The sequence below is a fragment of the Neobacillus dielmonensis genome (assembly GCF_000612665.1).
Taxonomy (GTDB): Bacteria; Bacillota; Bacilli; order Bacillales; family Cytobacillaceae; genus Neobacillus; species Neobacillus dielmonensis.
This window is the reverse complement of sequence record NZ_HG942048.1, coordinates 133,152-157,084: the sequence shown is the minus strand read 5'-3', so window position 1 is coordinate 157,084 and position 23,933 is coordinate 133,152. Positions and strand designations below refer to the sequence as shown.

Genomic DNA, 23,933 nt, shown 5'->3' with positions numbered 1-23,933 from the left:
AGACGATGAGCAAAATGTCATCGTCTTTTTGTGTTACAGTAAATCCAAAAATTTTTTAATAAAATAAAAAGATAACGTCAATATTGCGAGCAAGGAAAAATTATAGATTGTAAATTTGACCAGATATGTTTTGTTTTCCTTTGGGTTTTCTCCAGTAAATAGCTTATAAGAAATAACACTGGCTAAAGAAGCGATAATGGTACCGAGGCCACCGATATTCACTCCAATTAATAACGGCTGCCAATCACTAGTAAAATGTGCAAGCAAGATAGAGGCCGGAACATTGCTAATAAATTGGCTTAATAAGATCGATGTGAAATAAACCGAATCAGAATCCTCGAGGCTGGCCTGGGCAGCTGCCTGCACCGCGTAGGTATTTGAAATATTTCCAACGAAAATAAAAAAGCCGATAAAAGTGATTAACAGCTGATAATCGATACGTCTCAATAATTTGCCATCCAAAACAATGGATGTGACTAGCGTGACTATAAAAGCCAATTGGTAAGAAATATATCCAAATATGGAAGCAATGGTCACTATTAATGATAAACCCCAAAAACCCGCGTGTTTCGGATTGCCAACTTGGATGGGAGTTAGATTTATGTTGTTCAATTCTTTTTTCGGAAGCCGTATTATCAGGAATACCACGACAATAATTCCTAACACACCCATTAATAATATCGTTGAAAAAAACAGCAATGGTTTTAATCCGTAAGTAGCGAAGAGGAATAAATTTTGCGGATTTCCCATCGGCGTTAAGCTGCTGCCGATATTGGCTGCAATGGTTTGCAGGATGACTGTTTTCATCATATTTACTTTTGCTGTCCTGCTTATAACCAACGTTAACGGAACAAAGGTCAATAAGGCCACGTCATTGGTAACAATCATAGAGCTGAAAAAGCATAACGAGATTAGAATGGCCGAAATCGTCCTGCTGTTTTCGCATTTATTTAACAAGCCGATGGCAACTTTATCTAATAACTTCAACCCTTCAAAGGCTTTGATGGCCATCATCAGATTAAATAAACTAATTAGGACTTTAAAATCAACATATTCCCATCTTGGAGCATGAAAAAAACAGCTTGCTGTTGCCAAGCTGAGGGAAATGGCCAACACGGGGTCTATTTTGGGAAGACTCCATTTCATTTTCTTATCTTTATATAAGACTGATTCTTTCACTTTTTATCACCGACAATCTACGTACTATCAATATCGTAAACTATTTTAAATAACATAAATTACAATAGAGTCAATCCATAGGATTATCAAATGAATAATCAACCTTTTGGCCCAAAAATCTGCCTCGCGAGTCACTATTGTTGAAAAATTCTATTTTATATCCTTATAATCAGTTTGTAACTTCAACAAAAATACATATAAGAGGTGCATAAGGGAATGAAACTTGTAGCCATAGTAGGCAGCTTAAGAAACGGCTCCTATAACAGACTTTTGGCCGAAACAATTCAAGAACGCAACACTGGTCATTTCGATTTAGAGATCCTTGATATCGGAGTACTTCCGCATTACAACCAGGACGAAGAACTCAATCCTCCTGAATCGGTTGTCCAATTTAAAAAGAAAGTAAAAGAAGCCGACGGGGTGCTGATCATTACACCTGAATATAACTGGTCAATCCCAGGCGTATTAAAAAATGCGCTAGATTGGCTTTCCCGAGTTGATAAAGTTCTAATCGGAAAACCAGTTATGACCGCAGGGGCCGCAACTGGCATCATGGGTACGATCCGAGCACAGCTTCAATTACGCCAAATATTAACTGCTTTGCAGGTAAAACTTTTACCACCGGCAGGAAATGAAATTCTCATCAGCCAGGCTCAAAACAAGTTTGATGCAGAAACAGGCAAGCTAACGGATGAAGCAACTATCAGTTTCCTTGATACGGTGATTGACCGGTTTGTTGATCTTGTCAACGAATAATTATATAGTTACACACTGCCAGGATGTATCAAAATCCTGGCAGTTTTATTTTTGAAACAAAATATCCATGGACAATTCCTAATTTTCTTGAAAATAAACTTAGTCAGCAGTATAATAACTACGAAATAAATAGTAAGTATAATAATAACTACTAAAAATTCGGTAAAGGACGATCGGTATGGAGGAAATTTTTAAAGAACTTCAGAAGCTAGGGTTTTCTCAATATGAATGCAAAGCCTATATTGGTTTGTTAAAGAACTCCCCCATTACCGGCTATGAAGTTAGCAAGAGGTCAGGAGTCCCCAGGTCGATGATTTATGAGGTTTTGGGAAAGCTTCTAGATAAAGGGGCTGTTTATACGGTCCCTACCGACCCTTTGACATATGCTCCATTACCAGCTAAAGAATTAATTGACCGTTTACGCAATTCCTTTGAACAATCCTTTGATTTTTTGGAAAAAAATTTGGCTGCGATCGAAAGTGAACAGCAAATTGACGTAATCCGCCGAATTAGCAGTGATGAGAACGTATTGGCAGAGATGGCTGCCATGATTAATAGTGCCAAAGAAGAGCTTTGGCTGTCTATTTGGGAGCCGCAAATTTCATTGGTTCAACCGGATGTTAGGCTGAAAATTAATAAGGGTGTTCATGTCTTTTCTATCCTGTTTGGAGCGCCCGACACGGAAATGGGCGTTACCACCCATCATGATTATATGGCACCAGAAGTAGCAGAAGAACGGATGAATGGCCGGCTAACCATTGTATCGAGGGATAACGAGGAAGTCCTAATTGCCAATTTTTCACCAAACAGTCCTGCATGGGCTATCAAAACTCAGGATCCGGCGCTTGTGTTAGTGGCCGTAGAGTATATTCGCCATGACATTATGTTTGCGGAACTAGTGAAAGAATTGGGCCCTGCTAAAGTAGAATCCCTATGGAAAAGTCATTCAGGACTATACCATGTCGTTACAGGGAAGCCATTTGAATGTTAACAAGCTTTATTTTTAGATAGATGTTGGAGGGAATAGTATGGGTCAAGTGAATGCCCAAATGGAGACCATTCCGGCACCCCAGAATAGTGATACGTTTATCCAGGGAGTGAAGGACTGTATTCCCACATTGTTGGGTTACTTAAGTATTGGTTTTGCGGCTGGGGTAGTGGAAAAAACGGCTGGCCTGAGCATTGCGGAAATCGTCCTATTGAGCTTTATTCTTTACGCGGGTTCGGCCCAATTCATAGCTGCTGGAATGATTGCTGTTAATAGTTCAGCGATGGCCATTATCATAACGGTTTTCTTTGTGAATTTGCGGCATATTTTACTGAGTGCCGCATTATCACCCTATTTTCGCCATCTTTCACCATTAAAAAACATGCTGATTGGGACGCTGCTCACAGACGAAACATTCGGAGTTGCCATAAATAAGGCTGCAGAGAAGAAAGCGATTAGTGAAAGATGGATGCAAGGCTTAAATCTTACCGCCTGGATAAATTGGGTGGTCGCCAATATAGCAGGAGCCTATTTTGGAAACTGGATATCCAATCCGGAAAAATTCGGGTTGAATTATGCGCTGCCGGCGATGTTTATCGGGCTTTTGGTCCTGTCGATGATCAGCAGAAGAAAAATTGTCCTTGATATCATTGTTGGGGTTCTGGCAATCGTGATAGCAGTAGGTGTCAGCATGATGTTTTCCAGCAGTTTAGGGGTCATTTTAGCAACGATATTCGCTTCGACGATTGGGATGGTGATTGAAAAATGGAAGTAAGATGGGGGATCTTGATTATTATTATAGGAACAGCATTAGTCACATTTCTGCCCAGAGTTCTCCCACTAATGGTCCTTAGTCGGTTTGAATTACCGGAGTGGGGGACACGATGGTTAAGTTTTGTTCCTATTTCCGTCATGGCGGCACTAGTCGGTCAGGAGATATTTATGAATGATGGCGAGCTGTCACTGTCTTTCCGTAACCTTGATTTGATTGCAGCAATCCCCACTTTTTTGGTTGCGGTAAAAACGCGAAGCTTGCTGGCAACTGTATTGTGTGGAATTATTAGCATGATGCTATTGCGTTTCTTTTTTTAAAATATAGCCAGAAATGAAAAAGCAGCCGTAGGGCTGCTCTTTCAGCTAGTAGGTTTTTCTGTAGCATTTAAATCTTGGGAATTGTCTTCCATCGCATGTTCATATTGGTCATTGGTTAGCCCAAGATTTTCCTTCGTACGTGTATCCCAGATACTAAACTTGATTTCGTTTGATTGTTCATTGTCAAGTTTACCCGCCAAAACAGCCACCTCCATTTAGTATATTTGCACCATAAAAGAGAAGTATACTTAACCATTAGAGGTTTTTTATTAAAACTACAACCTTAGTTTTTAGGGATTGTCTATTCTTCGTTTAAATATTCTCAAGAAAAATTTTACGATTCTATCAACTATGGATTCCTCAATAACAGCTGACTGGCAAAAATTTACGAAAGGATATGGTATGGCTTGTTCAAACGGAAAAGGACCTGGAGGAAGTTCGGCATTCCTGTCTTCGGTGAATTGCCGGTCAACAGAGTTTCCAGCTGCATCGGTTTGAATCGTAAAATAGTCGGCCAGCATTCGCCCGATAGCCCGTCCAAGCCTTAAGCCTTCGCTACTGTCAATCGGATAATGAACCCCTCCATATACACGTGCGATTGCACATTGTTCCGCCAACTCCTGAAGGCGTTCTTTCTCGGCCGGGAAAAAGTGGATTAAAACTTCTGAAACAACACCCCCAACGATAGCGTGAGCAGAAATATAAGTAGGATGCCGCGGTGTACAGAGGTAGGTTGGCAAATCGTGGTCTTGCTGGTTTGGTCTGGCTGCGTCATAACGATATTTCACAGCCCAACAGAGGATAAGGGCATCATTAATGGCGCCCTGAGTAATCGCTAGTATGCGGCCAGCCTCCGGAGTCGCTAGAGAGAGGGGCGGGAGTGCTGACCGATAGATGGTATAGGTGTCAATTAATCGATCAATGATGGGCGTCCATTGTTTGGTTACATGCCCTGTTCCCCAATAATCAGCAATCAACTGCTCGACAGGAGACAAATCCGCAAGTGTTCTCTGGACTTGTTTTAACTGTTCCTTCCAGTCGATGGAATTGGGATCCTTTACTCTTGGAATTGGATTGCCAAGCGGATCGGTAAACCAACCCATTCCATCTCGCTTTAAAAAAATCAATGGCCATGAACCCGCAAGCGGTTCTTCTGGGTTCTTTGGAGGATTTTTTTCCCCCGTGTAGGGGAGCTTGGACCAACGAGGATAATCAAAAGCCAAAGTTTATCACCTCCTATCTTTAGAATAAAATATGTAAGGTAAGCCATTTGGTTTAGTACAAGACCTATATGGTGATAAATGTGTGTTTGTCCAACAGTGATCACTAAATCTAAGCACCTGAAATTTTAAAAATAAACCCTCTAAGCTATAATGAAAGGGATAAACTTTAAACAATAGGAATGGTGTTATGAATAAAATCATTGTGGTAGGAGCTGGTATATTAGGTGCGTCTACAGCCTACCACCTCACTAAATATGGGGCAGAAGTGGTGATTGTTGACCGCAAAGACCCTGGACAGGCTACCGATGCGGCTGCTGGAATTGTCTGCCCGTGGTTATCGCAACGGCGAAACAAGATATGGTATAACTTAGCAAAAGGCGGAGCCCGATACTACCCCGAATTAATCGCCCACTTAGAAGCTGATGGTGAAAAAAGTACAGGATATAAGCGAGTAGGTGCTCTTAGTTTACATTCCGATCCAAAAAAGTTGGAGCAAATGGCAGAACGTGCCCGAAAACGCAGGGAGGATGCACCGGAAATTGGCGAAATTAAAATTTTGTCGCCGTCTGAAACGAAGAGGATGTTTCCACCATTATCAGAAGAATATGGTTCCGTTTATGTCAGTGGTGGAGCCCGTGTGAATGGGAGAGAGATAAGGGATGCTTTGATTAACGCAGCCGTTAAAAGTGGAGCAAGCTTTTTAACAGGAAACGCTTCCATACGATATGAAGGTAAGCAAATAGTCGGCATTGAGTTGGATGACCAAAGAATGGATGCGGATCAGGTTATTGTTACCGGCGGCGCATGGTCGAAGGAACTGCTAAAGCCTCTTGGTGTTGAGTTTGCAGTGAAGCCACAAAAAGCACAAATCGTCCATATGGAACTGTCTGGAGAGGATACAGGTTCCTGGCCGGTTGTTATTCCGCCCCATACTCAATACCTCCTTACATTTGATGATGGACGGGTAGTTGCAGGCTCTACCCATGAAAATGATAGGGGTTTTGATAATCGAGTCACACCAGGAGGAATACGGGAGATTTTAGATCAGGTGTTAGAAACGGCCCCAGGGCTAGCGGATAGCACCTTTCTTGAAACAAGAGTTGGTTTTCGGCCATATACACCTGGTTTTTTACCTGTTGCAGGTCGTTTGCCGGGGTTTGAAGGGATTTATGTGGCAAATGGGCTTGGTTCTTCCGGATTAACGAGCGGTCCTTATCTTGGCAGTGAGCTTGCGAAATCTGTACTAGGCAAAGAGACTGAACTTGATTTAAGTGGTTATGATGTTTCGTTAGCTATAAGCAGTGAATAAACGGGCAGATGAATATGCCCGTTTATTCTTTTTTTCCTTGATATTTTAGTTTGTACTCAGCATCGCTCATGACGGGATTATTCCGTGATTTGCTTTTGCTTAAAGCTTTTTTTAATTCAATAGTTGCATCCTCGCCAGTGTTATACCTTCCGTCCAAGAAAAAGACCTCCTTTATGGTTGAAAAATTACTTCTCCATCTTCGGTAATTTCAATCGTTGAATAACTTTTGAATGTATCAAAGTGCGTGATTTCATGTTTAACGGAGCTGGAGAAACTCTCCATGTAAGGCTTGTATACCTCAGGATCTTTTACAAGGTGGTAGAAGTACGTTCTTTTTCCATCCTTCATATTACTTAATCTTAATAAAAAGCGATTATCGCCAAATTGTTCTTTAAACCAGGATCTAGCTTCTTCATGACTGTGGAATGTTGGCATTTGGCCATACTCGACAGTAAAATCTTGGTCCAATGATAATCCCCCTCTTTTTCTTTAGAGTCTGTTTAGCAGGTAGTTTATATGCAATCGGACGATTTAAATCTACTGGAAAAAGGCTGCCCCAATGGGAGCAGCCTTTTGCAGGTTCCGGAACGAAATGTTCCTTTAATTCACAGGACCATCAGGTTACTGGCCTTGCTGATTTTGTAATGTTTGTTCAGCGTAGGCAATGAGACGTTTTGTCATTTCGCCACCGACCGAACCATTTGCTCGTGCGGTTGTATCAGCACCAAGTTGAACTCCAAACTCATTGGCGATTTCTTGTTTCATTTGATCCAGAACATTGCCTGCACCAGGAACCAACAGTTTGTTTCTAGCCATGATACATCACTCCCGACTCGAGTTTTTTTGAGCAATCATTAATTGCTCGAATATAATTTGTCCAATTTAGAAATCCTAATTCACAGATTAGAGTGGTGAAACATTATTTGGCATAAAAGTTTTCCGTATAATAAGGCTGAGACTTGTCATTAAAAGCAACGCCAACCCCTAAATATACATAGCCATTGCGTAGAATATTTTCCCGGTGTCCGAGGGAATTCATTAATCCTTCATGGGCAAAAATGCTGCTTAACTGTCCGTAAGCAAGATTTTCACCAGCTAGTTGGAAGATAATTTGATCTTCTTTCATTCGGTCAAACGGAGATTGACCTTTTAAGTTCGTATGAGAAAAATAATCATTTTTTGCCATATCGCTGCTATGTTTCCGCGCCGTTTCTCTCACATGTTGGTCCCATGTTAGAATGGGCAGCTGATGGTTGACCCGTGATGCATTTGTCAAATCGAACAGTTGATACTCAAAGCCTTCTTTTAAGGCTGGGCTTGCTTCTGTATAATAATCCGATTTATGTTCCTCCATATTTTTGCTTATTAGTTGCAGGGCAGTAACTGTATTTCCTTCGTGTTTGTCGTAAAAAATAGTTACATAGACGTCATCAACCAAATACATGTCATAATCACGGTCTTTTTCAAATTGATAAATTATAAAGCCTTTTTGCAGTTTTGTTAGTGGCTCTCCAAGAGTTTCCCGTACGGTCTCTTTGGGAGTCCCCATTTTAATGCCACTTTTTGATGATATTAAATCCTGATCGGTATATAAGCCTGTTGCTTGGTTGTTTTTGTCATACATAACCATAAAAAACTGCTGATAATTATTGTGATAGGTATACCAATCCGTACCATATTCGTTTAGGGAAACCCGCTTTGCTGGTCCCGTTATGGCCTCGATTTCAGTTTTTGTTTCGCCAAGCTCGACATTATGGATGGAAAATGGCTGCTCAGTGGGAGCGACTAATTTTATTGATTTACTTTCTTCAGATTCGTTATTTTTTTGTTTTAGTACCAGCCCATCAAATGAATTGCTCAACTTTTTCCAAAGCTGTTGAAGCTGGTCAAGAATCCCAGTGACCTCAGCAAGTGTATCGGGAACATCTATTTGAGATTGAAGAGTATCCATCGGCTTCGTCCATTTGCTGTCATTTATGTTTTTTTCAATTGCGGAGCCTGAAAAGCCAAAAAGTACAAATAGGGATAATAGTACAAGAAACCTCCCCATAAATTCACCCTCCATTTCTATTAGAATTGTAACCAATCTAGTTTAAATGTATAAGTAATATGCTTAGCTTAAAAATAATGAATAGGGTAGAATGTTCACCGTGAGGAGTGAGAAAATGACGAATGTTCAAAAACGCGTGTTATTTATAGGAGCAGGCCGGATGGCTCAAGCGATTATTGAGGGACTGGTCAATAAAACTGAATTTGCAATCACTGTGGCTAATAAAGGCAATCAGGAACGACTGGAATTTGTGAAGAACCACTATGGAGTTGAAACGACGGAGCATTGGGTAAACCATGCTAGTGAAATGGACATTATCTTTTTAGCGATGCCACCAGATGCCCATGCCTCCATATTAAAAGAGTTAGCTGAAAAGATCGGCGGGCAATTGGTTATGACTGTTGCAGCTGGAATTAGCCCCACATACATGGAGAGTATGCTTCCAGATGCCACACCTGTCGTTTCGGTGATGCCAAATACAGCAGCAAAACAAGGGGAATCGATTACCCTGTATGCACCTGGCCAACATGTAAATCAGCAGCATATCCAATGGATTGAAACCTTATTAAGCGGCATAGGGGAGTATGAAAAAGTAACAGAAAAACAAATTGAGGAATTAACAGCCATCACCGGAAGTGCACCAGCCTTCATTTACAAATTAGCTGGGGTTCTTGAGCAAATGGCCTTGGAAACAGGTGTCACTCAACAACAGGCAAGAAAACTTGTCGCTCAAATGATTGCTGGTTCAGCCGAAATGCTGAAAACCAACATCGACACAACCGAACTCATCAACCAAGTCGCCACCCCGGGAGGATCCACCGCCGCCGGACTAGATTCACTCGACAACAATCAATTCAACACAAGCATCCAACAAGCCATCATCGCCTGCCGTAAAAAAGCAGCAGCTATTAAATAACCGGGGACAGTCCCCCGATCTGGTAGCACTTTAAAGCAGTGGGGGACTGTCCCCCGCCACTTTAAAGCGATAAATTCAATCGATGATGCCCATGCGTATGGCTTTAACGGCGACTTCTGTTCGGTTTTGGGCGTTTAGTCGTTTCATGATGTTGGAGATATGATCTCTTACTGTATATTCACTTAAGTATAATTTGGCGGCAGCCATTTGGGTGGAGGCACCTTCTGCCAGCAATTTGATTATTTCAATTTCGCGAGGGGTTAGATATACTGGTTTGTCTTCTGTTGTGTCACTCTTTTGGGTGTCTGCCTGAAAATACTTCAGCAATAGTTCTCCTGAGCTTTGGCCAAATTTGATCAGTGCCGGAAACAAACTTCTATCTAGTGTAAAATAAGTTTCCGGTCCTTGGTCTAAAATCACTCCACCAATAATCTTTCCTTCTTCAGGCACATAGATTGGTACAATTATGAGGGAAGTTAGCTTAAAACTTTTTACATACTTCTCAGGAAATTCGTTTTCTGCAAACGGTACATAAATAGGCTGGAAGTTTTTCATTTGCATTCCCTGGGATTTTAACTTAACGAGACTTTCGTTGAGAACAGGGATATTGGTAATCTTTTCGGCAATTGCTTGAATTTCTTCATTATTAAAATGATGGCCGCATTGCCCCATTGCCATGCTTTCTTCATTTGTAAACCTGAACAGGGCACAACGTTTAAAAGGAAGGAAGTACCCAAAACCATAACAAATATTTTCGACTGCCTCTTGAAAGGTCTGTGAACGGATTATCCATTCATTAAACAAAATAACGGCATCCTTCCAAACACTATAGTTATCCTGATTCGTTCTAAATAACATGACTTCACTAATTTTCGAAAATAAATAATGAATGGAAGGATGTAATTTTGAAGAATAAGAGATTTGTGCTTTTACCACGCGATGGGCTGAATTTTCAAGCAAATTCAAATGAAAAATCAACGCCTCCGGATCAGGTTCACGTTGGAAACTCTCAAACCAAGCATTCGATATCTCATCAAACATACGATATAAATTAGCTTGTTCGTTTCGGACAGCTGTCAAAAATTTTTGCAAGAATCCGCTGATAAACTCATATACATATATCGACTTTTTATTAGTATTTTTTAAAGATTGTAGAGTAAAATTCCATTCCTCCAGCAGCTCATGGTTATATCGGCTTAGCAGCTTAATGGCATCCTCCAATAATTGATTTAAATGATGATTAAGAGATTTCGACATGTGGTCCTACACTCCTAAAATAATATGGCAGACTTATTAGCGAGTAACACTAAGTTCTTATATAAACATCCCTTTCATAATTCCTCAAATAATCCCAAAATCCTTTTTGTTGTTGTAAAATTTTTGAAATAATATGCCGAAAGTTATAGAACCTCGGATAGGAATGTAAGAAAAACCTACAAATGTAGGGGTTAACCGATTTTATTATTTGTCTTAAAATTGTGACAAATAGTACCGAATATCTATGTTCTTTTATATCTTGGTACTATAAAAAATAAAAGGGAGGAAAGTAAATGACAGCTGAAGCCATTATTGTAGGAGGTAAGACGGTAAAGAAGAAATTAATGCTGGCCATACTGGGAGGGTTTTTATTCTTAGGAGCCCTGCTGGGGACTTTTGGACTGACTGGTGTTGCCTACGCTGTACCGCTAAGCGGTGTTGGCGAATTTACAGTCAGCTTTGACAAAATGGTTGGGAGTGGTTTTCATCTTTACGGAGGAATTGCTGAAGGGGGATCAAATGAACAAAACCCAGTTGCAGTAAACGAAATTGATGACGCTACCATTACTAATTTAAAGATTACAAAAGAATTCCCACTTCTCAATCTCAAAGCTGTAATAGAGGCTGGCGAGCCGGTTGAAATTACAGGATTAGTCCAAAAAGCGACCTTGATTAATGGTGATGCAAGCTTTGAAAGTTTGACAATGCAAGAGCATTATGTAGGTGATATCAAAAACCCTTTAGAAGCAGCTGCTAAAGAATTTACTCAAGATGCTGGCACCATCACGATAACAAATGGTGATTTAAAGACACTATATCTATTCCAGCAAACGGTTTCACTTCCAGGCATGAAGGTGTATTTTGAGCATATAAAATAATATTTTCCACAATCATAGATTACTAAAATAAGGATGATAAATATGAACTCCACACTATCAATACGTGCGAAGTTCAAGAATTGGAGAGCAAGGCGTCCGTTTTGGGGGGCGACCTTGTGCATCCTTTCTGGACTCGTCATATTATGGGTACCGGCGAAACTTTACGAAGTCGCCGCTGCTCCAGGAAGCATTATATTTGTTGGATTTTTTCTTGGCGGACTAACCCTGTTATTAGGGGTGTTAGGCTATATCATGCCAAAGTTATCTACACTGCTAGGGGTTTTGGCAATCTTTTCATCGGTATTGTCGATTATGGGGGCTTTAGGAGGTTTCCTAATTGGTACTATTCTTGGTATTCTCGGCGGTGCAATGATGATTGCTTGGAAACCAGAATTCGATTTAAATGCTGCTGTCCATACCATTGAATCAGGGGCAGAAAAAGAAATAGCCACTACTGAATTAGACAATTAAAGGATAAGAGACATTCCTTTGCCGTAAAAAGACACACAGTAATAGAGAGAAACGGTGATTGCATTGAAACAAACAACTAAATCTGCTAAAAACGTCATAATACTTATATTAATGATTTCAGCTCTTATAATACCGACAAAGCATAGTTTAGCGGTCGAAGATTCAACCATTGGTTTTATAATAGAAGCAAGTCAAATGGAGGGAACACCCCTAGGGATTTTACCGACCCTCGGTGAAACTGCAAACCAAAAAGCCCAACCGATGCTGGAGTTTAAATTTGCAAACTGTTCGGTGCAGGGGTTAACCATAAAAAAGTTAGTGAAAACACAAAATGGCATCGTCATGACAAAAATAACTTCTAAAGACACTGTACAATTCAAAACTCTTTCCTTAAAGGTCTCCAATGCCGAATTTAAACAGATTTACGCTCCCGAACTAGGAAAAATTGGATTCCGTGATATTAAACTACTAGCCCATGATGTAAATTCAAGTCACGCAACACTCCCGCAATTCGCTTTAGAATTTGAAACAGATACCAACTTAGAACTCCAACCCAAAAATGAACAAGAGCTCCAAACCATGAAAAGCACACTAGAAAACCTAATCCAAACCCTCCTAAAAAGCGATGCCAACTAAAAAGCATCGCTTTCATTATGCTCCTGCCCATTAACCCAGTAAAGCTTTAACGGACTGGGGGACAGGCCCCCAACACAGTAAAGTTTTAGTGTATCGAAGCTATCCTACTTTAGAATATTTAGAATATTTAAATATCAAGGTTGCTTTTATTGGTGTTTTAGTTTATATTGGTAAACAATTGCAATGCCTGTAGGGCATTATATTATATTCTGGAAAAGCAGTTTATAAAACGATGAAAGGATACAGGATGAATGTCTGAGATTCTTAGTTACTTGAAAGGGCAGCAGGATGCCATTGCTGAAACCTTGATTAATCTGACTAAAGCAGAGTCTCCCTCTACTAATAAGGACTTGGTTGACCGCTGTGGTAAAGTTATACGGGAAGAATTTGAACGGCTAATCGGCGGTTCTGTAGAAGTGATTGAAAAAACGGAAGTTGGTAATCAATATAAATTTGGTTATGGAAATGAAAGTGCCAAAGACCAGGTATTAATCATAGGACATTTGGACACCGTTTGGGATGAAGGGGCCCTGAAAATAATGCAAGAGGGAAATACTCTTTATGGCCCCGGAGTATTCGATATGAAAGGCGGCCTCACGATCACTCTTTGGGCTATAAAAGCCATCAAAGATGCCAATTTAAAGATTAATCGAAACATAACCTTCCTTGTCACAACAGACGAAGAAATTGGCAGCGAACACTCTAAAGAAATCATCCTCCAAGAAGCAAAAAAAAGCGTCGTCGTATTTATTCCAGAATCCAGTATCGCACCAGATGGGTCTGTAAAAACGGAACGAAAAGGGACTGGTCACTTCTCGATGAAAATCGAAGGAATTTCTGCTCATGCTGGAATTAATGCTTGGGAAGGGGCAAGTGCCATTGAGGAAATGGCCCATCAAATCCTCGATCTCAAAAAATTGGCGAACCGAAAGGAAGGAATCTCGATAAATATCGGCCTCATTAATGGGGGGACTCGGGCGAATGTGATCGCTAAAGAAGCAACCGCGGAAATTGATGTCCGATTTACTAAAAAAGCACATGCCGAAAAGCTGACCCAAAAAATTATCAAGCGTCCAACCTTTATTAAAGGTACAAAAATTGAGGTTACTGGAAAAATAGAAAGATACCCATTAGAACGCACAAAGCAGGTAATTAAACTATATAAAGACTTAAAAAAGATTGCCGCTTCCCATGGATATGAATTGGGAGAAGGTTCCACAGGGGGTGCCAGTGATGGCAATTTCACGGCAGGAATCGGGATTCCTACTATCGATGGTCTAGGGCCTGTTGGAGATGGAGCCCATTCTGAAGATGAACACGTTGATTTAACAAACCTCCCTTATCGGGCCGCGTTATTGGCTGAAATCATTTTGAAATATGCGGCCAATCCGAACTAATCATTACTGTTAACTATAAGCTGAGAAGGTGGTTTAAGGTAACACCTTCTCAGCTTGTGTTTTAAGGAAACAAATAAATTATATCGAAATAATATTACGTTTGTAAACGCTTACCTTATTTATTGGGGCTGCTAGTGACATTTACAGGAATTATCTTGATAACAATCTGTCAAACTTTGTACAATACTTCACAAACCGTTATTTAAAAATCATGTTATGATAACAACATAAGAAAGACAAGATCATGTTTCATGAACTCTAGTCAGCTTATGTTTCACACAAATATGTGAAACGCTTCACAGATAAAATCTACATATAGCAATGCTTATTTTTTTAACGACATTTGTGAATTGTTTCACAAATAAAAATTGGAGATGGAGTGAATTTCAATGGCAGTAACTGAAAAGACCGTAAACGAAAAGCAGACTGTTACGAATATGATTGACCGATTGGTAAACAACGCACGTTTGGCCTTAAATGAATTCCGCAGCGGCTTCAACCAGGAAACCATTGATGAAATCGTTAAGCAAATGGCCTTAGCCGGTCTTGACCAACATATGACGTTGGCGAAATTGGCAATTGAAGAAACCAAAAGAGGCGTCTATGAAGATAAAATTATCAAGAACATGTTTGCAACAGAGTACGTCTATCATAATATCAAATATAACAAAACCGTTGGCATTATTAGCGAAAATGAACTAGAGGGAATCATAGAAATTGCCGAGCCTGTTGGGGTCATTGCAGGGGTAACACCGTTGACGAATCCGACCTCGACCACTATGTTTAAGGCACTTATTTCGATTAAAACAAGAAACCCAATCATTTTCGCCTTCCATCCATCCGCACAAAAGTGCAGCAGTGAGGCAGCAAGAATATTAAGAGATGCAGCTATTAAAGCAGGCGCTCCAGAAAATTGCATTCAATGGATTGAAACCCCATCACTTGAAGCCACTCAGGCATTGATGAACCATCCAAACGTATCAATGATCCTAGCAACCGGTGGAGCAGGCATGGTGAAATCAGCCTACAGTTCTGGAAAACCGGCCCTTGGGGTTGGTCCTGGAAACGTTCCTTGTTATATAGAGAAAACTGCTAACATTAAACAGGCAGTCAATGATTTGATATTATCCAAAACATTTGATAATGGGATGATTTGTGCATCAGAACAAGCCGTTATTATTGATAAAGAAATATACAAAGAAGTAAGAAATGAAATGATCAACAACAACTGCTATTTCCTCACCGACGCCGAGAGAGAACTGGTAGAAAAGCTGGTTATTAATGAACATTCCTGTGCTGTTAATCCAGACATTGTTGGCATGCCCGCCTATAAAATTGCCGAATTAGCTGGTGTAAAGGTTCCTGAAGAAACGAAAATGCTGGTGGCAGAGTTAAAAGGAGTAGGACCTGCATATCCGCTATCAAGAGAAAAGCTTAGTCCAGTTTTAGCTTGTTTCAGGGTGAATAGCCATGAAGAAGGCTACAAGCGGGCAGAAGAAATGCTGGAATTTGGCGGTCTAGGCCACTCAGCCGTGATTCATTCTTCAGACAAAACCGTTATTGAGGAGTACGGTATTCGAATGAGGGCTGGACGGATTATTGTCAATTCACCATCCTCCCAAGGTGCTATTGGAGATATCTATAATGCATATATGCCATCCTTGACACTGGGCTGTGGAACGTATGGAGGAAACTCAGTATCGACAAACGTTGGTGCCCTAAACCTAATCAATGTAAAGAAAGTGGCAAAGAGGAACGTCAATATGCAGTGGTTCAAAGTGCCTTCCAAGATTTATTTTGAAAAAAATTCGATTCAATACTTGGCCAAGATGCCTAAAATTTCTAAAGCTTTTATTGTTACTGACCCTGGCATGGTGAAATTGGGTTATGTCGATAAAATTCTGTACTATTTAAGGAAGCGCCCTGATTATGTGCATTGTGAAATTTTCTCCGATGTAGAACCAGATCCATCCATTGAAACCGTAGCAAAAGGTGCGGAAATGATGTCGAGGTTCCAGCCCGATGTGATTATTGCTCTAGGCGGAGGTTCGGCAATGGATGCAGCCAAAGGAATGTGGCTGTTCTATGAATATCCTGATGTCGAATTCTTTGGTTTGAAACAAAAATTCCTGGATATTCGTAAAAGAATTGTGAAGTATCCACATTTAGGTAAACAGGCTCAATTCGTGGCAATTCCGACTACTTCTGGTACAGGTTCTGAAGTGACATCATTCTCGGTCATCACCGATAAGCAGGCTAATATTAAATATCCATTAGCTGATTATGAATTAACACCAGATGTAGCGATTATTGACCCACAGTTTGTTATGACCGTTCCCAAGACAGTCACGGCAGATACAGGGCTGGATGTTTTAACCCATGCGATTGAGGCTTATGTATCCAATATGGCCAACGATTTCACGGATGGTCTGGCCATGAAGGCAATCCAAATTGTGTTCAAGTATTTACCAAGGGCTTATAAATTTGGCAATCAGGACGAAGAGGCTCGTGAAAAGATGCATAACGCTTCAACTATTGCTGGTATGGCCTTTGCGAATGCATTCTTAGGGATCAATCATAGCCTTGCCCATAAATTGGGGGCGGAGTTTCATATTGCCCATGGGCGAGCTAATGCAGTCTTATTGCCACATGTGATTCACTATAATGCAACCAAACCGAAAAAGTTTGCAGCCTTTCCAAAATACTCTCATTTTGTCGCGGATAAACGTTATGCGGAAATCGCCAGGACTCTTGGCCTGCCTGCCCGGACCACGGAAGAGGGTGTAGAAAGCCTAATTCAAGCAATTATTACACTGGCGAAAGAATTGGATGTTCCAATGAGCCTTGAAGCAAACCAAGTAGACAAAACAGAATTCGAGGGCCGCGTTGATTATCTAGCCGACCGTGCATTCGAAGACCAGTGTACCACGGCCAATCCAAAGCTTCCGCTTGTATCAGAATTAGCAGAAATCTATCGTTTAGCATATAAAGGCGTCTAATAATAAGCAGGGGACCAAACTATTTTAATGGTTTGGGTTCCCTGCTTTTTACATTTTCGCCAACGAAACATTTCTTAAAGTTTCAACAATGTCAATAGAAAGATATAATAAAGGAGAATGAACAAAGATTAATAAAAGGAAGGGCTGAATGCGAATGAAATATAACTTTGATGAAATTATCAATCGCCGTGGTACATATTCGGTTAAATGGGATGGCGGCGAGTTTATTAAAAAAGCAGGTTTAACAAATCGATATGATGAAGAGACCATCCCATTGTTTACAGCAGATATGGACTTACCGGTACCGCAGCCGTTGATAGATGCGCTGCATAAAACGGTAGACCATCGAATATTTGGCTATACTGTCTTTCCTCCAGAATACTTTGAAGCAATTCAGCATTGGTTCAAAAAACATCACGATTGGGAAATCAAAAAAGATGAGATTGTCTATAGCCCGGGAACGGTTTATGCGCTGAATGTGGCAGTCAGAGCTTTTACTGAACCGGGTGATGGAATCATTATCCAGCGCCCTGTCTATCCGCCATTTACTTCGGCAATTGAGGCAAATGGGAGAGTCGTTAGAAACAATGCTTTGAAGCCGGACGAACAAGGCTATTATCATATTGATTTTGCAGATTTTGAAGCAAAAGCAAAAGAAGAAAACACGAAAATGTTTATCCTGTGTAATCCTCATAATCCGACTGGCAGAGTATTTACTGTCGACGAATTAAAAAAACTGGCGGCGATTTGTGCGGAGAATGATGTCCTAATCGTAGCTGATGAAATTCATGGTGACCTTATCCGCCGAAACCAAACCTTTGTCCCTATTGCCAAAGCAACGGAGGAAAATGACCGGATTATCACGTTTACGGCCATCAATAAAACGTTCAATGTTGCTGGACTGCATTGCACAAATGCTGTCATCTCTAACAAGGAACTTCGGGAGAAATTTAGTAAAGCAATGGGCCATCAATCACCGTCTCCATTTATGATTTCAGCACTGATCGCTGCTTACAATGAGGGTGAGGACTGGCTGGAACAATTAAAAGAATATATTGACGGGACCATGGAATGGGTGGTTAACTTTTTGGAAAAAAGGATGCCAAAAGTTAAAGTAAGAATTCCAGAAGGCACCTATATTATGTGGATGGATTTTAGCGGTTACGGACTTACCCCTGACGAAGTGCATGAACGTATATACCATAGAGCAAATGTCATCTTGGAGGATGGAAAAATGTTCGGCGAAGAGGGACTCCCTTATCAAAGAATTTGTATCCCTTCTCCAAGACCGATGATTCAGGAAGCCTTTGAGAGAATAGCAAAAGAGTTTGAAGATGTAAATTAAAAATGTAAACCCGCTGCCTATTGTATAGCACTATATTGAAGGCAGCGGGTTTCTTCATATAACTACACCTAACGGACCCTCGTAGGAGCACGCGTCAAAGACATTTCCTAATAGTTAAATTTATTTAATATCATATACCCGTTGCTGCATATTAGGTCTCGGCCGGTATGCTTTATACCATTTATAGCAGAGGACAAAGATAATGACCAAATCAATCAAATCACCGCCATAATACATGAGCATACCGCCGATTTGTGCTTGTCTATCGGGGACCCCATCCGGTGGATGTGCATAAATATACTTAGACAAAATGCTATGACTGGCCAAAGCAATCACTAATACAATGCCGCGATACACAAAACTAGTCCGATGGGAGGGTGGATCATCCGAAATATAGGCAGCTGTAAAAACAAATCCAGCAAGAAATACATGACTATGAACGAACAAATGGACCATTCCATTTTGCTGCATTTTTGCAAATAAATCCGTAGTATACAGCAGCCAAAGTCCGCCAATATTTAGGACCGAAGCAGTTAAAGGGTCACCTATAAAGCGGAAGAATTTGCTTTTCAAGACCTTTGATCCCTTTCTTGCATAGTTAATGGGCAGTGCCCTTAAAACTAAAGTAATCGGTGCGGCAAAGACCATTAACAAGGGGGCCAGCATGCCTAATAACAGATGAACCATCATATGTCCGATAAAATCAGCATGTGAACGGCCCGCAACCGGCCTCGATATAGCAGTTAAACAACAAATCACACCTGCAATCATAAAAACGGTTCGATAAAGCGGCCATTTTTTATAGGAACGATTTGAAATAACCACTCCGAGTAGATAGATTGCCAACATTAATAAAAAAGGAAATCCTAAAAGAAAATGGTTATACACCGGATGGACATGGAGTTGTGATTCGTGCACCATAGGTTGATTAAGCATTTTCTGGATTTGCCCCTGTACTTTTAATGATCCGTCCTGAATGGATGTAAAGGGTGATGCCAATTATAATCATGATTCCGGAGGTTATGTGCCATGCCATGTCGTAGGGCAGAATGTCTACATTATACCGAATTTGGTGGAGTTGCATTACCTTATGCTGAATGGTTCCGTCATATAAATTGAATATACCTGCCCCAAGCAAAACCCCTGAAGTCCATCGTAGAGGCAACCAGTGTTTGCGCCGGCGCAGGTCCGCAACCATAAACAAAGAACCCACGGTGGCAAACCAGCTAAGCGCATGGAAAAATCCATCTGAGATCAGTCCGATTACAGTCGTGGCTTTATCATAAAAATGGTGCCAATGAAGCAATTGATGAAATACAACTTCATCTACGAATGCTATAAGTCCCAGTCCAAATAGCATCCCCGACCAAAGATTACGATGAATGAATGAATTTGGTATAGCACTTGTTTTATGTATATAGTTTTTATCCCTGATCATAATCTTCTCCTTTAAAAACGGTTTCCTACCCCCAATTTCCCCCAAATAAATAAGCTATAAACCATAGCCGTGAAACTTTCTAACCTAAGGAGCAGGCAGAAATCTTACGCAGATTAATAAATAATTTCTAAATAATCTAATAAACCCCTAATTCCTACTTGACTAATAGGAATACTAAATCTATGATTATAGTAATCAATTTTTATGACTGAAAAAGTGATTGGAAAAGTCCAGTAGCTTTGAAATATACGCTTTTTACAGTAAAAAATTTGCGAGGTGGTATTGTTGCAACTTCAGGTATTGAACAGTCCGTTTAATCAGGAGCAGGCAGAACTCCTAAACCGCCTTCTGCCAACATTGACCGATTCTCAGAAATTATGGCTGAGTGGATATTTGGCCGCGTCCCAGTTTACCTCTGTTCAGGGCACGCCAAGTACACCTACGGCAACAGTGACAAAAGATGTAACGATTCTGTACGGGTCGCAAACAGGCAACTCACAGGGTCTGGCTAAGAAAGCGGCCAAAACTCTTGAAGGAAATAGCTTCCAAGTAACCCTTTCATCCATGAGTGACTTTAAACCAAACAATTTAAAAAAGGTTAAAAACCTGCTGGTCATTGTCAGCACCCACGGTGAGGGAGATCCGCCTGATAATGCTATCTCATTCAACGAATTCCTATTTAGCAAACGTGCACCAAAACTGAACGACCTTCACTTCTCTGTACTGGCACTGGGAGACAGCTCGTATGAATTCTTCTGTCAAACAGGTAAAAATTTTGATGCCCGATTAGAGGAACTAGGGGGTACACGACTATATCCTCGGTTCGATTGTGATGTCGATTATGAAGAACCGGCAGGAGAGTGGCTCGAAGGTGTAGTTAGCAGTTTAAACGAATCAGAGGGAGGAAGTGCTGCCCCTGCTTCCATTACTGCGCCACAATCAGCAGTGGAAACGGAATACTCGAGAACAAATCCATTTAAAGCGGAAGTGCTTGAAAATATCAATTTAAATGGGCGAGGCTCCAACAAAGAAACTCGTCATCTCGAGTTATCACTTGAAGGCTCTGGCCTATCGTTTGCGCCTGGTGACAGCCTAGGAATTTATCCGGAGAACGATCCGGAACTCGTAGAATTGCTTCTTGCTGATTTAAAATGGAGTCCAGAAGACAGTGTGACGATTAATAAACAGGGAGAGGTCCTTTCACTAAGAGAGGCACTTACTTCTTATTACGAAATAACCGTCCTTACCAAACCTCTTCTTGAAAAAGTCAGCCAGCTGACAAACAATGCCGGGTTAAAGGACCTTTTAACACCAGAAAATGCACAACAGCTTAAACAATATCTTTCCGGACGTGATTTACTCGATTTGGTACGTGATTATGGGGCATGGGGTGAATCTGCACAGGAATTTGTTTCATTACTTCGAAAAATTCCTGCCCGTCTGTATTCCATTTCCAACAGCTTAACGGCGAATCCTGAGGAAGTGCATTTGACAATCGGTGCTGTTAGATATGAAGCAAACGGTAGACAGAGAAAAGGGGTTTGCTCCACATTAACAGCGGAGCGTCTGCAGTTAGGCGATAAAGTTCCTGTTTTTGTTCAACATAACGAAAACTTTAAATTGCCGCAGAATTCGGATGCCCCGATCATTATGGTTGGAGCTGGCACCGGTGTCGCGCCGTTCCGTTCGTTTATGCAAGAAAGGGAAGAAGCAGGTGCAGATGGAAAGTCCTGGCTGTTCTTTGGAGACCAGCATTTCCGCACAGATTTCTTATACCAAATTGAATGGCAAAAATGGCTGAAGAATGGTGTCCTTACGAAAATGGACGTTGCCTTTTCTCGCGATACAGATGAAAAGGTGTATGTGCAGCATCGCATGCTTGAACACAGTAAGGAATTGTTCCAATGGCTAGAAGAAGGCGCCTATGTTTATATTTGCGGTGATGAAAAGAACATGGCTCATGATGTCCATCAAACTCTAATTAGCATTGTGGAACAGGAAGGCAATATGACTCGTGAGCAAGCAGAAACTTATATAGCTGAATTGCAACAGCAAAAACGTTATCAACGGGACGTTTATTGACCTGGTGTGGAAAGGAGTTTTCAACATGGTGAATCAAATTTTAAAAGCGCCTGATGGTCCTCCAAGTGATGTTGAAGAAATTAAAGTTAATAGTGACTATCTGCGTGGAACATTGAAAGAAGTTATGCAAGAACCTCTTAGTGCTGGAATACCGGAAAGTGACAACCGGCTGATGAAACATCACGGAAGTTACCTGCAAGATGACCGGGACTTACGGACTGAGCGCCAAAAGCAAAAACTGGAACCGGCTTACCAATTTATGCTCCGCGTTCGTGCTCCAGGAGGGGTGGTAACTCCAGAGCAATGGCTTGTCTTGGATGGGCTAGCTGATCAAAACGCCAACGGAACAATTAAATTAACAACTCGCCAGTCGTTCCAATTTCACGGAATTTTAAAGTGGAATATGAAAGACACGATTCAGCGAATCCATAATACTCTGCTTACAACTCTAGCAGCGTGCGGAGATGTTAACAGAAACGTCATGTGTAATCCAAATCCATATCAATCGGAAGTCCATGCAGAAGTCTATGAATGGGCGAGCTATTTAAGTGAATACTTACTGCCTCGCACAAGAGCGTATCATGAAATTTGGCTGGATGAAGAAAGAGTAGCCGGAACACCCGATGTAGAAGAGGAGCCAATCTACGGACCTACCTATCTACCTCGTAAATTTAAAATTGGGATCGCTGTCCCGCCATCCAATGATGTGGATGTTTTTTCGCAGGATTTGGGACTTATTGCGGTCGTGGAAGATGGCAAGTTAATTGGTTTTAATGTCGCAATCGGCGGCGGCATGGGTATGACCCACGGCGATAAAGCTACTTATCCGCAGGTCGCAAAGGTGATTGGCTTCTGCACACCTGATAAAATTGTAGAATTGGCCGAAAAGACGATCACCATCCAACGTGACTACGGAAATCGATCGGTGAGGAAAAATGCCCGGTTCAAATACACGATTGACCGTCTCGGATTAGAAGCAGTCAAAGAAGAGCTGGAGAACCGGCTTGGCTGGAAGTTAGAGGAAGCAAAACCTTATCACTTTGATCATAACGGTGACCGTTATGGCTGGGTTAAAGGGGTTGGGGGAAGATGGCATTTCACCCTGTTTGTCCAAAATGGCCGGGTAGCAGATTTTACGGATTATAAACTAAAAACCGGCTTAAAAGAAATTGCCAAGATTCATACAGGTGATTTTAGGCTGACGCCAAATCAAAACCTGGTGATTGCTAATGTTTCCAGTCAGAAAAAGAAAAAGATTGCAGAACTGATGGAGCAATACGGCTTAACCGACGGTAATTACCATACTGCATTACGCCGCAGCTCGATGGCTTGTGTTGCTTTGCCGACATGTGGTTTAGCTTTTGCTGAAAGTGAGCGCTACTTGCCAGTGTTGATGGATAAAATTGAAGAAATTGTGGATGAAAATGGCCTTCGTAATGAGGAAATCACCATTCGCATGACCGGATGTCCAAACGGCTGTGCTCGTCCGGCACTTGCTGAAATTGCCTTAATTGGAAAAGCTGTTGGTAAATATAATATGTATCTTGGTGCAGCTCATGACGGAAGCCGTTTGAATAAAATGTATCGTGAAAACATCGGGGAAGATGAAATATTAAGCGAACTTAAATTACTTTTCTCCCGTTACGCAAAAGAACGTAAAGATGGAGAGCACTTTGGTGACTTTGTCATCCGTGCGGAAATTATAAAAGCCACCACAGACGGCACTAATTTTCACGACTAAAAAAGAGACAGGTTTCTGTCTCTCAGATTGTCGAGAAAGGTTATTTTTCTCGGCAATTTTTCATTTTACTTGAATTAAAATATGATTTTTAGAATTGATTATCGCCTGCAATGGGGCCTATTGATTTCCGCTCCAGGTGCTTCGCGGACCTTAGGGCGTGCCGGGGAGCCTCCTCG

The 23,933-nt window shown here is 41.1% G+C and carries 24 protein-coding genes; 14 read left to right on the top strand and 10 right to left on the bottom strand.

Annotated features, from left to right (window positions below; genetic code table 11):
* Positions 1-33 precede the first annotated feature (33 nt).
* A complete protein-coding gene (locus BN2425_RS07485) occupies positions 34-1,179 on the bottom strand; it encodes an SLC13 family permease (RefSeq protein WP_042457056.1) in 1,146 nt (381 codons plus the stop codon).
* A 216-nt stretch (positions 1,180-1,395) separates the two neighbouring features.
* Here BN2425_RS07485 and BN2425_RS07480 point away from each other — a divergent pair, with 216 nt between their 5' ends.
* From BN2425_RS07480 to BN2425_RS07465, 4 genes are all read left to right on the top strand, one after another.
* Entirely contained in the window at positions 1,396-1,935 is a 540-nt protein-coding gene (locus tag BN2425_RS07480) for an NADPH-dependent FMN reductase (RefSeq protein WP_042457053.1), read from the top strand.
* Positions 1,936-2,113: 178 nt separating this feature from the next.
* The gene (locus tag BN2425_RS07475) at positions 2,114-2,926 is read left to right on the top strand and encodes a TrmB family transcriptional regulator (protein WP_042457050.1); all 813 of its coding nucleotides are present in this window, start codon (positions 2,114-2,116) and stop codon (positions 2,924-2,926) included.
* Between the two features lie 37 nt (positions 2,927-2,963).
* Positions 2,964-3,698, top strand: a complete 735-nt coding sequence (locus BN2425_RS07470; RefSeq protein WP_042457047.1) for an AzlC family ABC transporter permease — start codon at positions 2,964-2,966, stop codon at positions 3,696-3,698.
* Positions 3,689-4,015 carry an AzlD domain-containing protein gene (locus BN2425_RS07465; protein ID WP_042457044.1) on the top strand — a complete coding sequence of 109 codons (327 nt, stop codon included), beginning with the start codon at positions 3,689-3,691 and terminating at the stop codon, positions 4,013-4,015. Before BN2425_RS07470 ends, BN2425_RS07465 begins: the two co-directional genes overlap by 10 nt.
* A gap of 41 nt (positions 4,016-4,056) precedes the next feature.
* On the opposite strand, the gene BN2425_RS22475 is transcribed toward BN2425_RS07465, so the two are convergent.
* The gene (locus BN2425_RS22475) at positions 4,057-4,215 is read right to left on the bottom strand and encodes a hypothetical protein (RefSeq protein WP_154663472.1); all 159 of its coding nucleotides are present in this window, start codon (positions 4,213-4,215) and stop codon (positions 4,057-4,059) included.
* Positions 4,216-4,305: 90 nt separating this feature from the next.
* A complete protein-coding gene (locus tag BN2425_RS07460) occupies positions 4,306-5,238 on the bottom strand; it encodes a vanadium-dependent haloperoxidase (RefSeq protein ID WP_042457041.1) in 933 nt (310 codons plus the stop codon).
* 187 nt (positions 5,239-5,425) lie between these two features.
* On the opposite strand from BN2425_RS07460, the gene BN2425_RS07455 reads away from it, so the two are divergent.
* On the top strand, positions 5,426-6,547 hold the full coding sequence (locus BN2425_RS07455) for an NAD(P)/FAD-dependent oxidoreductase (protein ID WP_042457038.1): 1,122 nt from the start codon (positions 5,426-5,428) through the stop codon (positions 6,545-6,547).
* A gap of 22 nt (positions 6,548-6,569) precedes the next feature.
* On the opposite strand, the gene BN2425_RS23315 is transcribed toward BN2425_RS07455, so the two are convergent.
* The 4 genes from BN2425_RS23315 to BN2425_RS07440 form a co-directional block, all read right to left on the bottom strand.
* Complete coding sequence (locus tag BN2425_RS23315) at positions 6,570-6,704, bottom strand: hypothetical protein (RefSeq protein ID WP_264757800.1); 135 nt, start codon at positions 6,702-6,704, stop codon at positions 6,570-6,572.
* 14 nt (positions 6,705-6,718) lie between these two features.
* The gene (locus tag BN2425_RS07450) at positions 6,719-7,015 is read right to left on the bottom strand and encodes a hypothetical protein (protein ID WP_042457035.1); all 297 of its coding nucleotides are present in this window, start codon (positions 7,013-7,015) and stop codon (positions 6,719-6,721) included.
* A 153-nt stretch (positions 7,016-7,168) separates the two neighbouring features.
* Complete coding sequence (locus tag BN2425_RS07445; RefSeq protein ID WP_042457032.1) at positions 7,169-7,363, bottom strand: alpha/beta-type small acid-soluble spore protein; 195 nt, start codon at positions 7,361-7,363, stop codon at positions 7,169-7,171.
* A gap of 103 nt (positions 7,364-7,466) precedes the next feature.
* The gene (locus tag BN2425_RS07440; RefSeq protein ID WP_195891911.1) at positions 7,467-8,597 is read right to left on the bottom strand and encodes a CAP domain-containing protein; all 1,131 of its coding nucleotides are present in this window, start codon (positions 8,595-8,597) and stop codon (positions 7,467-7,469) included.
* Between the two features lie 115 nt (positions 8,598-8,712).
* Between BN2425_RS07440 and proC the strand changes: the two genes are divergently transcribed.
* The gene (gene proC / locus BN2425_RS07435; RefSeq protein ID WP_042457026.1) at positions 8,713-9,513 is read left to right on the top strand and encodes a pyrroline-5-carboxylate reductase; all 801 of its coding nucleotides are present in this window, start codon (positions 8,713-8,715) and stop codon (positions 9,511-9,513) included.
* Positions 9,514-9,588: 75 nt separating this feature from the next.
* Here the strand turns inward: proC and BN2425_RS07430 are convergent, their stop codons facing one another.
* Positions 9,589-10,770 (bottom strand): response regulator transcription factor, encoded by a 1,182-nt coding sequence (locus BN2425_RS07430; protein WP_042457023.1) that lies wholly within the window; start codon positions 10,768-10,770, stop codon positions 9,589-9,591.
* Positions 10,771-11,063: 293 nt separating this feature from the next.
* Here BN2425_RS07430 and BN2425_RS07425 point away from each other — a divergent pair, with 293 nt between their 5' ends.
* The 6 genes from BN2425_RS07425 (at position 11,064) to BN2425_RS07400 (ending at position 18,496) form a co-directional block, all read left to right on the top strand.
* Positions 11,064-11,648, top strand: a complete 585-nt coding sequence (locus tag BN2425_RS07425; protein WP_042457020.1) for a DUF6230 family protein — start codon at positions 11,064-11,066, stop codon at positions 11,646-11,648.
* A gap of 42 nt (positions 11,649-11,690) precedes the next feature.
* A complete protein-coding gene (locus tag BN2425_RS07420) occupies positions 11,691-12,119 on the top strand; it encodes a DUF6114 domain-containing protein (protein WP_042457017.1) in 429 nt (142 codons plus the stop codon).
* Between the two features lie 54 nt (positions 12,120-12,173).
* Complete coding sequence (locus BN2425_RS07415) at positions 12,174-12,755, top strand: hypothetical protein (RefSeq protein WP_042457014.1); 582 nt, start codon at positions 12,174-12,176, stop codon at positions 12,753-12,755.
* Between the two features lie 251 nt (positions 12,756-13,006).
* Complete coding sequence (locus tag BN2425_RS07410) at positions 13,007-14,152, top strand: M20 family metallopeptidase (RefSeq protein ID WP_042457011.1); 1,146 nt, start codon at positions 13,007-13,009, stop codon at positions 14,150-14,152.
* Positions 14,153-14,541: 389 nt separating this feature from the next.
* Positions 14,542-17,151, top strand: a complete 2,610-nt coding sequence (adhE, locus tag BN2425_RS07405) for a bifunctional acetaldehyde-CoA/alcohol dehydrogenase (protein WP_042457008.1) — start codon at positions 14,542-14,544, stop codon at positions 17,149-17,151.
* A 154-nt stretch (positions 17,152-17,305) separates the two neighbouring features.
* Positions 17,306-18,496 carry a MalY/PatB family protein gene (locus BN2425_RS07400; RefSeq protein ID WP_042457175.1) on the top strand — a complete coding sequence of 397 codons (1,191 nt, stop codon included), beginning with the start codon at positions 17,306-17,308 and terminating at the stop codon, positions 18,494-18,496.
* Positions 18,497-18,616: 120 nt separating this feature from the next.
* On the opposite strand, the gene BN2425_RS07395 is transcribed toward BN2425_RS07400, so the two are convergent.
* Together BN2425_RS07395 and BN2425_RS07390 are read right to left on the bottom strand one after the other, a co-directional pair.
* Complete coding sequence (locus tag BN2425_RS07395; RefSeq protein WP_235714581.1) at positions 18,617-19,432, bottom strand: cytochrome c oxidase assembly protein; 816 nt, start codon at positions 19,430-19,432, stop codon at positions 18,617-18,619.
* Positions 19,425-19,934 (bottom strand): DUF2243 domain-containing protein, encoded by a 510-nt coding sequence (locus tag BN2425_RS07390; protein WP_042457005.1) that lies wholly within the window; start codon positions 19,932-19,934, stop codon positions 19,425-19,427. The genes BN2425_RS07395 and BN2425_RS07390 overlap by 8 nt, the downstream gene beginning before the upstream one ends.
* Before the next feature lie 285 nt (positions 19,935-20,219).
* Here BN2425_RS07390 and BN2425_RS07385 point away from each other — a divergent pair, with 285 nt between their 5' ends.
* Both BN2425_RS07385 and cysI read left to right on the top strand, forming a co-directional pair.
* Positions 20,220-22,016: an assimilatory sulfite reductase (NADPH) flavoprotein subunit gene (locus BN2425_RS07385; protein ID WP_042457001.1), complete on the top strand. Its 1,797-nt coding sequence runs from the start codon at positions 20,220-20,222 to the stop codon at positions 22,014-22,016.
* A 25-nt stretch (positions 22,017-22,041) separates the two neighbouring features.
* A complete protein-coding gene (gene cysI, locus BN2425_RS07380; RefSeq protein WP_042456998.1) occupies positions 22,042-23,757 on the top strand; it encodes an assimilatory sulfite reductase (NADPH) hemoprotein subunit in 1,716 nt (571 codons plus the stop codon).
* The last annotated feature ends 176 nt before the right edge of the window (positions 23,758-23,933 follow it).

Excerpts from the sequence above, each read along its gene's own strand:
- BN2425_RS07480 (WP_042457053.1), top strand. The coding sequence starts at position 1,396 with ATGAAACTTGTAGCCATAGTAGGCAGCTTAAGAAACGGCTCCTATAAC.
- BN2425_RS07475 (WP_042457050.1), top strand. The coding sequence starts at position 2,114 with ATGGAGGAAATTTTTAAAGAACTTCAGAAGCTAGGGTTTTCTCAATAT.
- BN2425_RS07470 (WP_042457047.1), top strand. The coding sequence starts at position 2,964 with ATGGGTCAAGTGAATGCCCAAATGGAGACCATTCCGGCACCCCAGAAT.
- BN2425_RS07465 (WP_042457044.1), top strand. The coding sequence starts at position 3,689 with ATGGAAGTAAGATGGGGGATCTTGATTATTATTATAGGAACAGCATTA.
- BN2425_RS07455 (WP_042457038.1), top strand. The coding sequence starts at position 5,426 with ATGAATAAAATCATTGTGGTAGGAGCTGGTATATTAGGTGCGTCTACA.
- BN2425_RS07445 (WP_042457032.1), bottom strand. The coding sequence starts at position 7,363 with ATGGCTAGAAACAAACTGTTGGTTCCTGGTGCAGGCAATGTTCTGGAT.
- BN2425_RS07440 (WP_195891911.1), bottom strand. The coding sequence starts at position 8,597 with ATGGGGAGGTTTCTTGTACTATTATCCCTATTTGTACTTTTTGGCTTT.
- proC (WP_042457026.1), top strand. The coding sequence starts at position 8,713 with ATGACGAATGTTCAAAAACGCGTGTTATTTATAGGAGCAGGCCGGATG.
- BN2425_RS07430 (WP_042457023.1), bottom strand. The coding sequence starts at position 10,770 with ATGTCGAAATCTCTTAATCATCATTTAAATCAATTATTGGAGGATGCC.
- BN2425_RS07425 (WP_042457020.1), top strand. The coding sequence starts at position 11,064 with ATGACAGCTGAAGCCATTATTGTAGGAGGTAAGACGGTAAAGAAGAAA.
- BN2425_RS07420 (WP_042457017.1), top strand. The coding sequence starts at position 11,691 with ATGAACTCCACACTATCAATACGTGCGAAGTTCAAGAATTGGAGAGCA.
- BN2425_RS07410 (WP_042457011.1), top strand. The coding sequence starts at position 13,007 with ATGTCTGAGATTCTTAGTTACTTGAAAGGGCAGCAGGATGCCATTGCT.
- adhE (WP_042457008.1), top strand. The coding sequence starts at position 14,542 with ATGGCAGTAACTGAAAAGACCGTAAACGAAAAGCAGACTGTTACGAAT.
- BN2425_RS07400 (WP_042457175.1), top strand. The coding sequence starts at position 17,306 with ATGAAATATAACTTTGATGAAATTATCAATCGCCGTGGTACATATTCG.
- BN2425_RS07395 (WP_235714581.1), bottom strand. The coding sequence starts at position 19,432 with ATGCTTAATCAACCTATGGTGCACGAATCACAACTCCATGTCCATCCG.
- BN2425_RS07390 (WP_042457005.1), bottom strand. The coding sequence starts at position 19,934 with ATGATCAGGGATAAAAACTATATACATAAAACAAGTGCTATACCAAAT.
- cysI (WP_042456998.1), top strand. The coding sequence starts at position 22,042 with ATGGTGAATCAAATTTTAAAAGCGCCTGATGGTCCTCCAAGTGATGTT.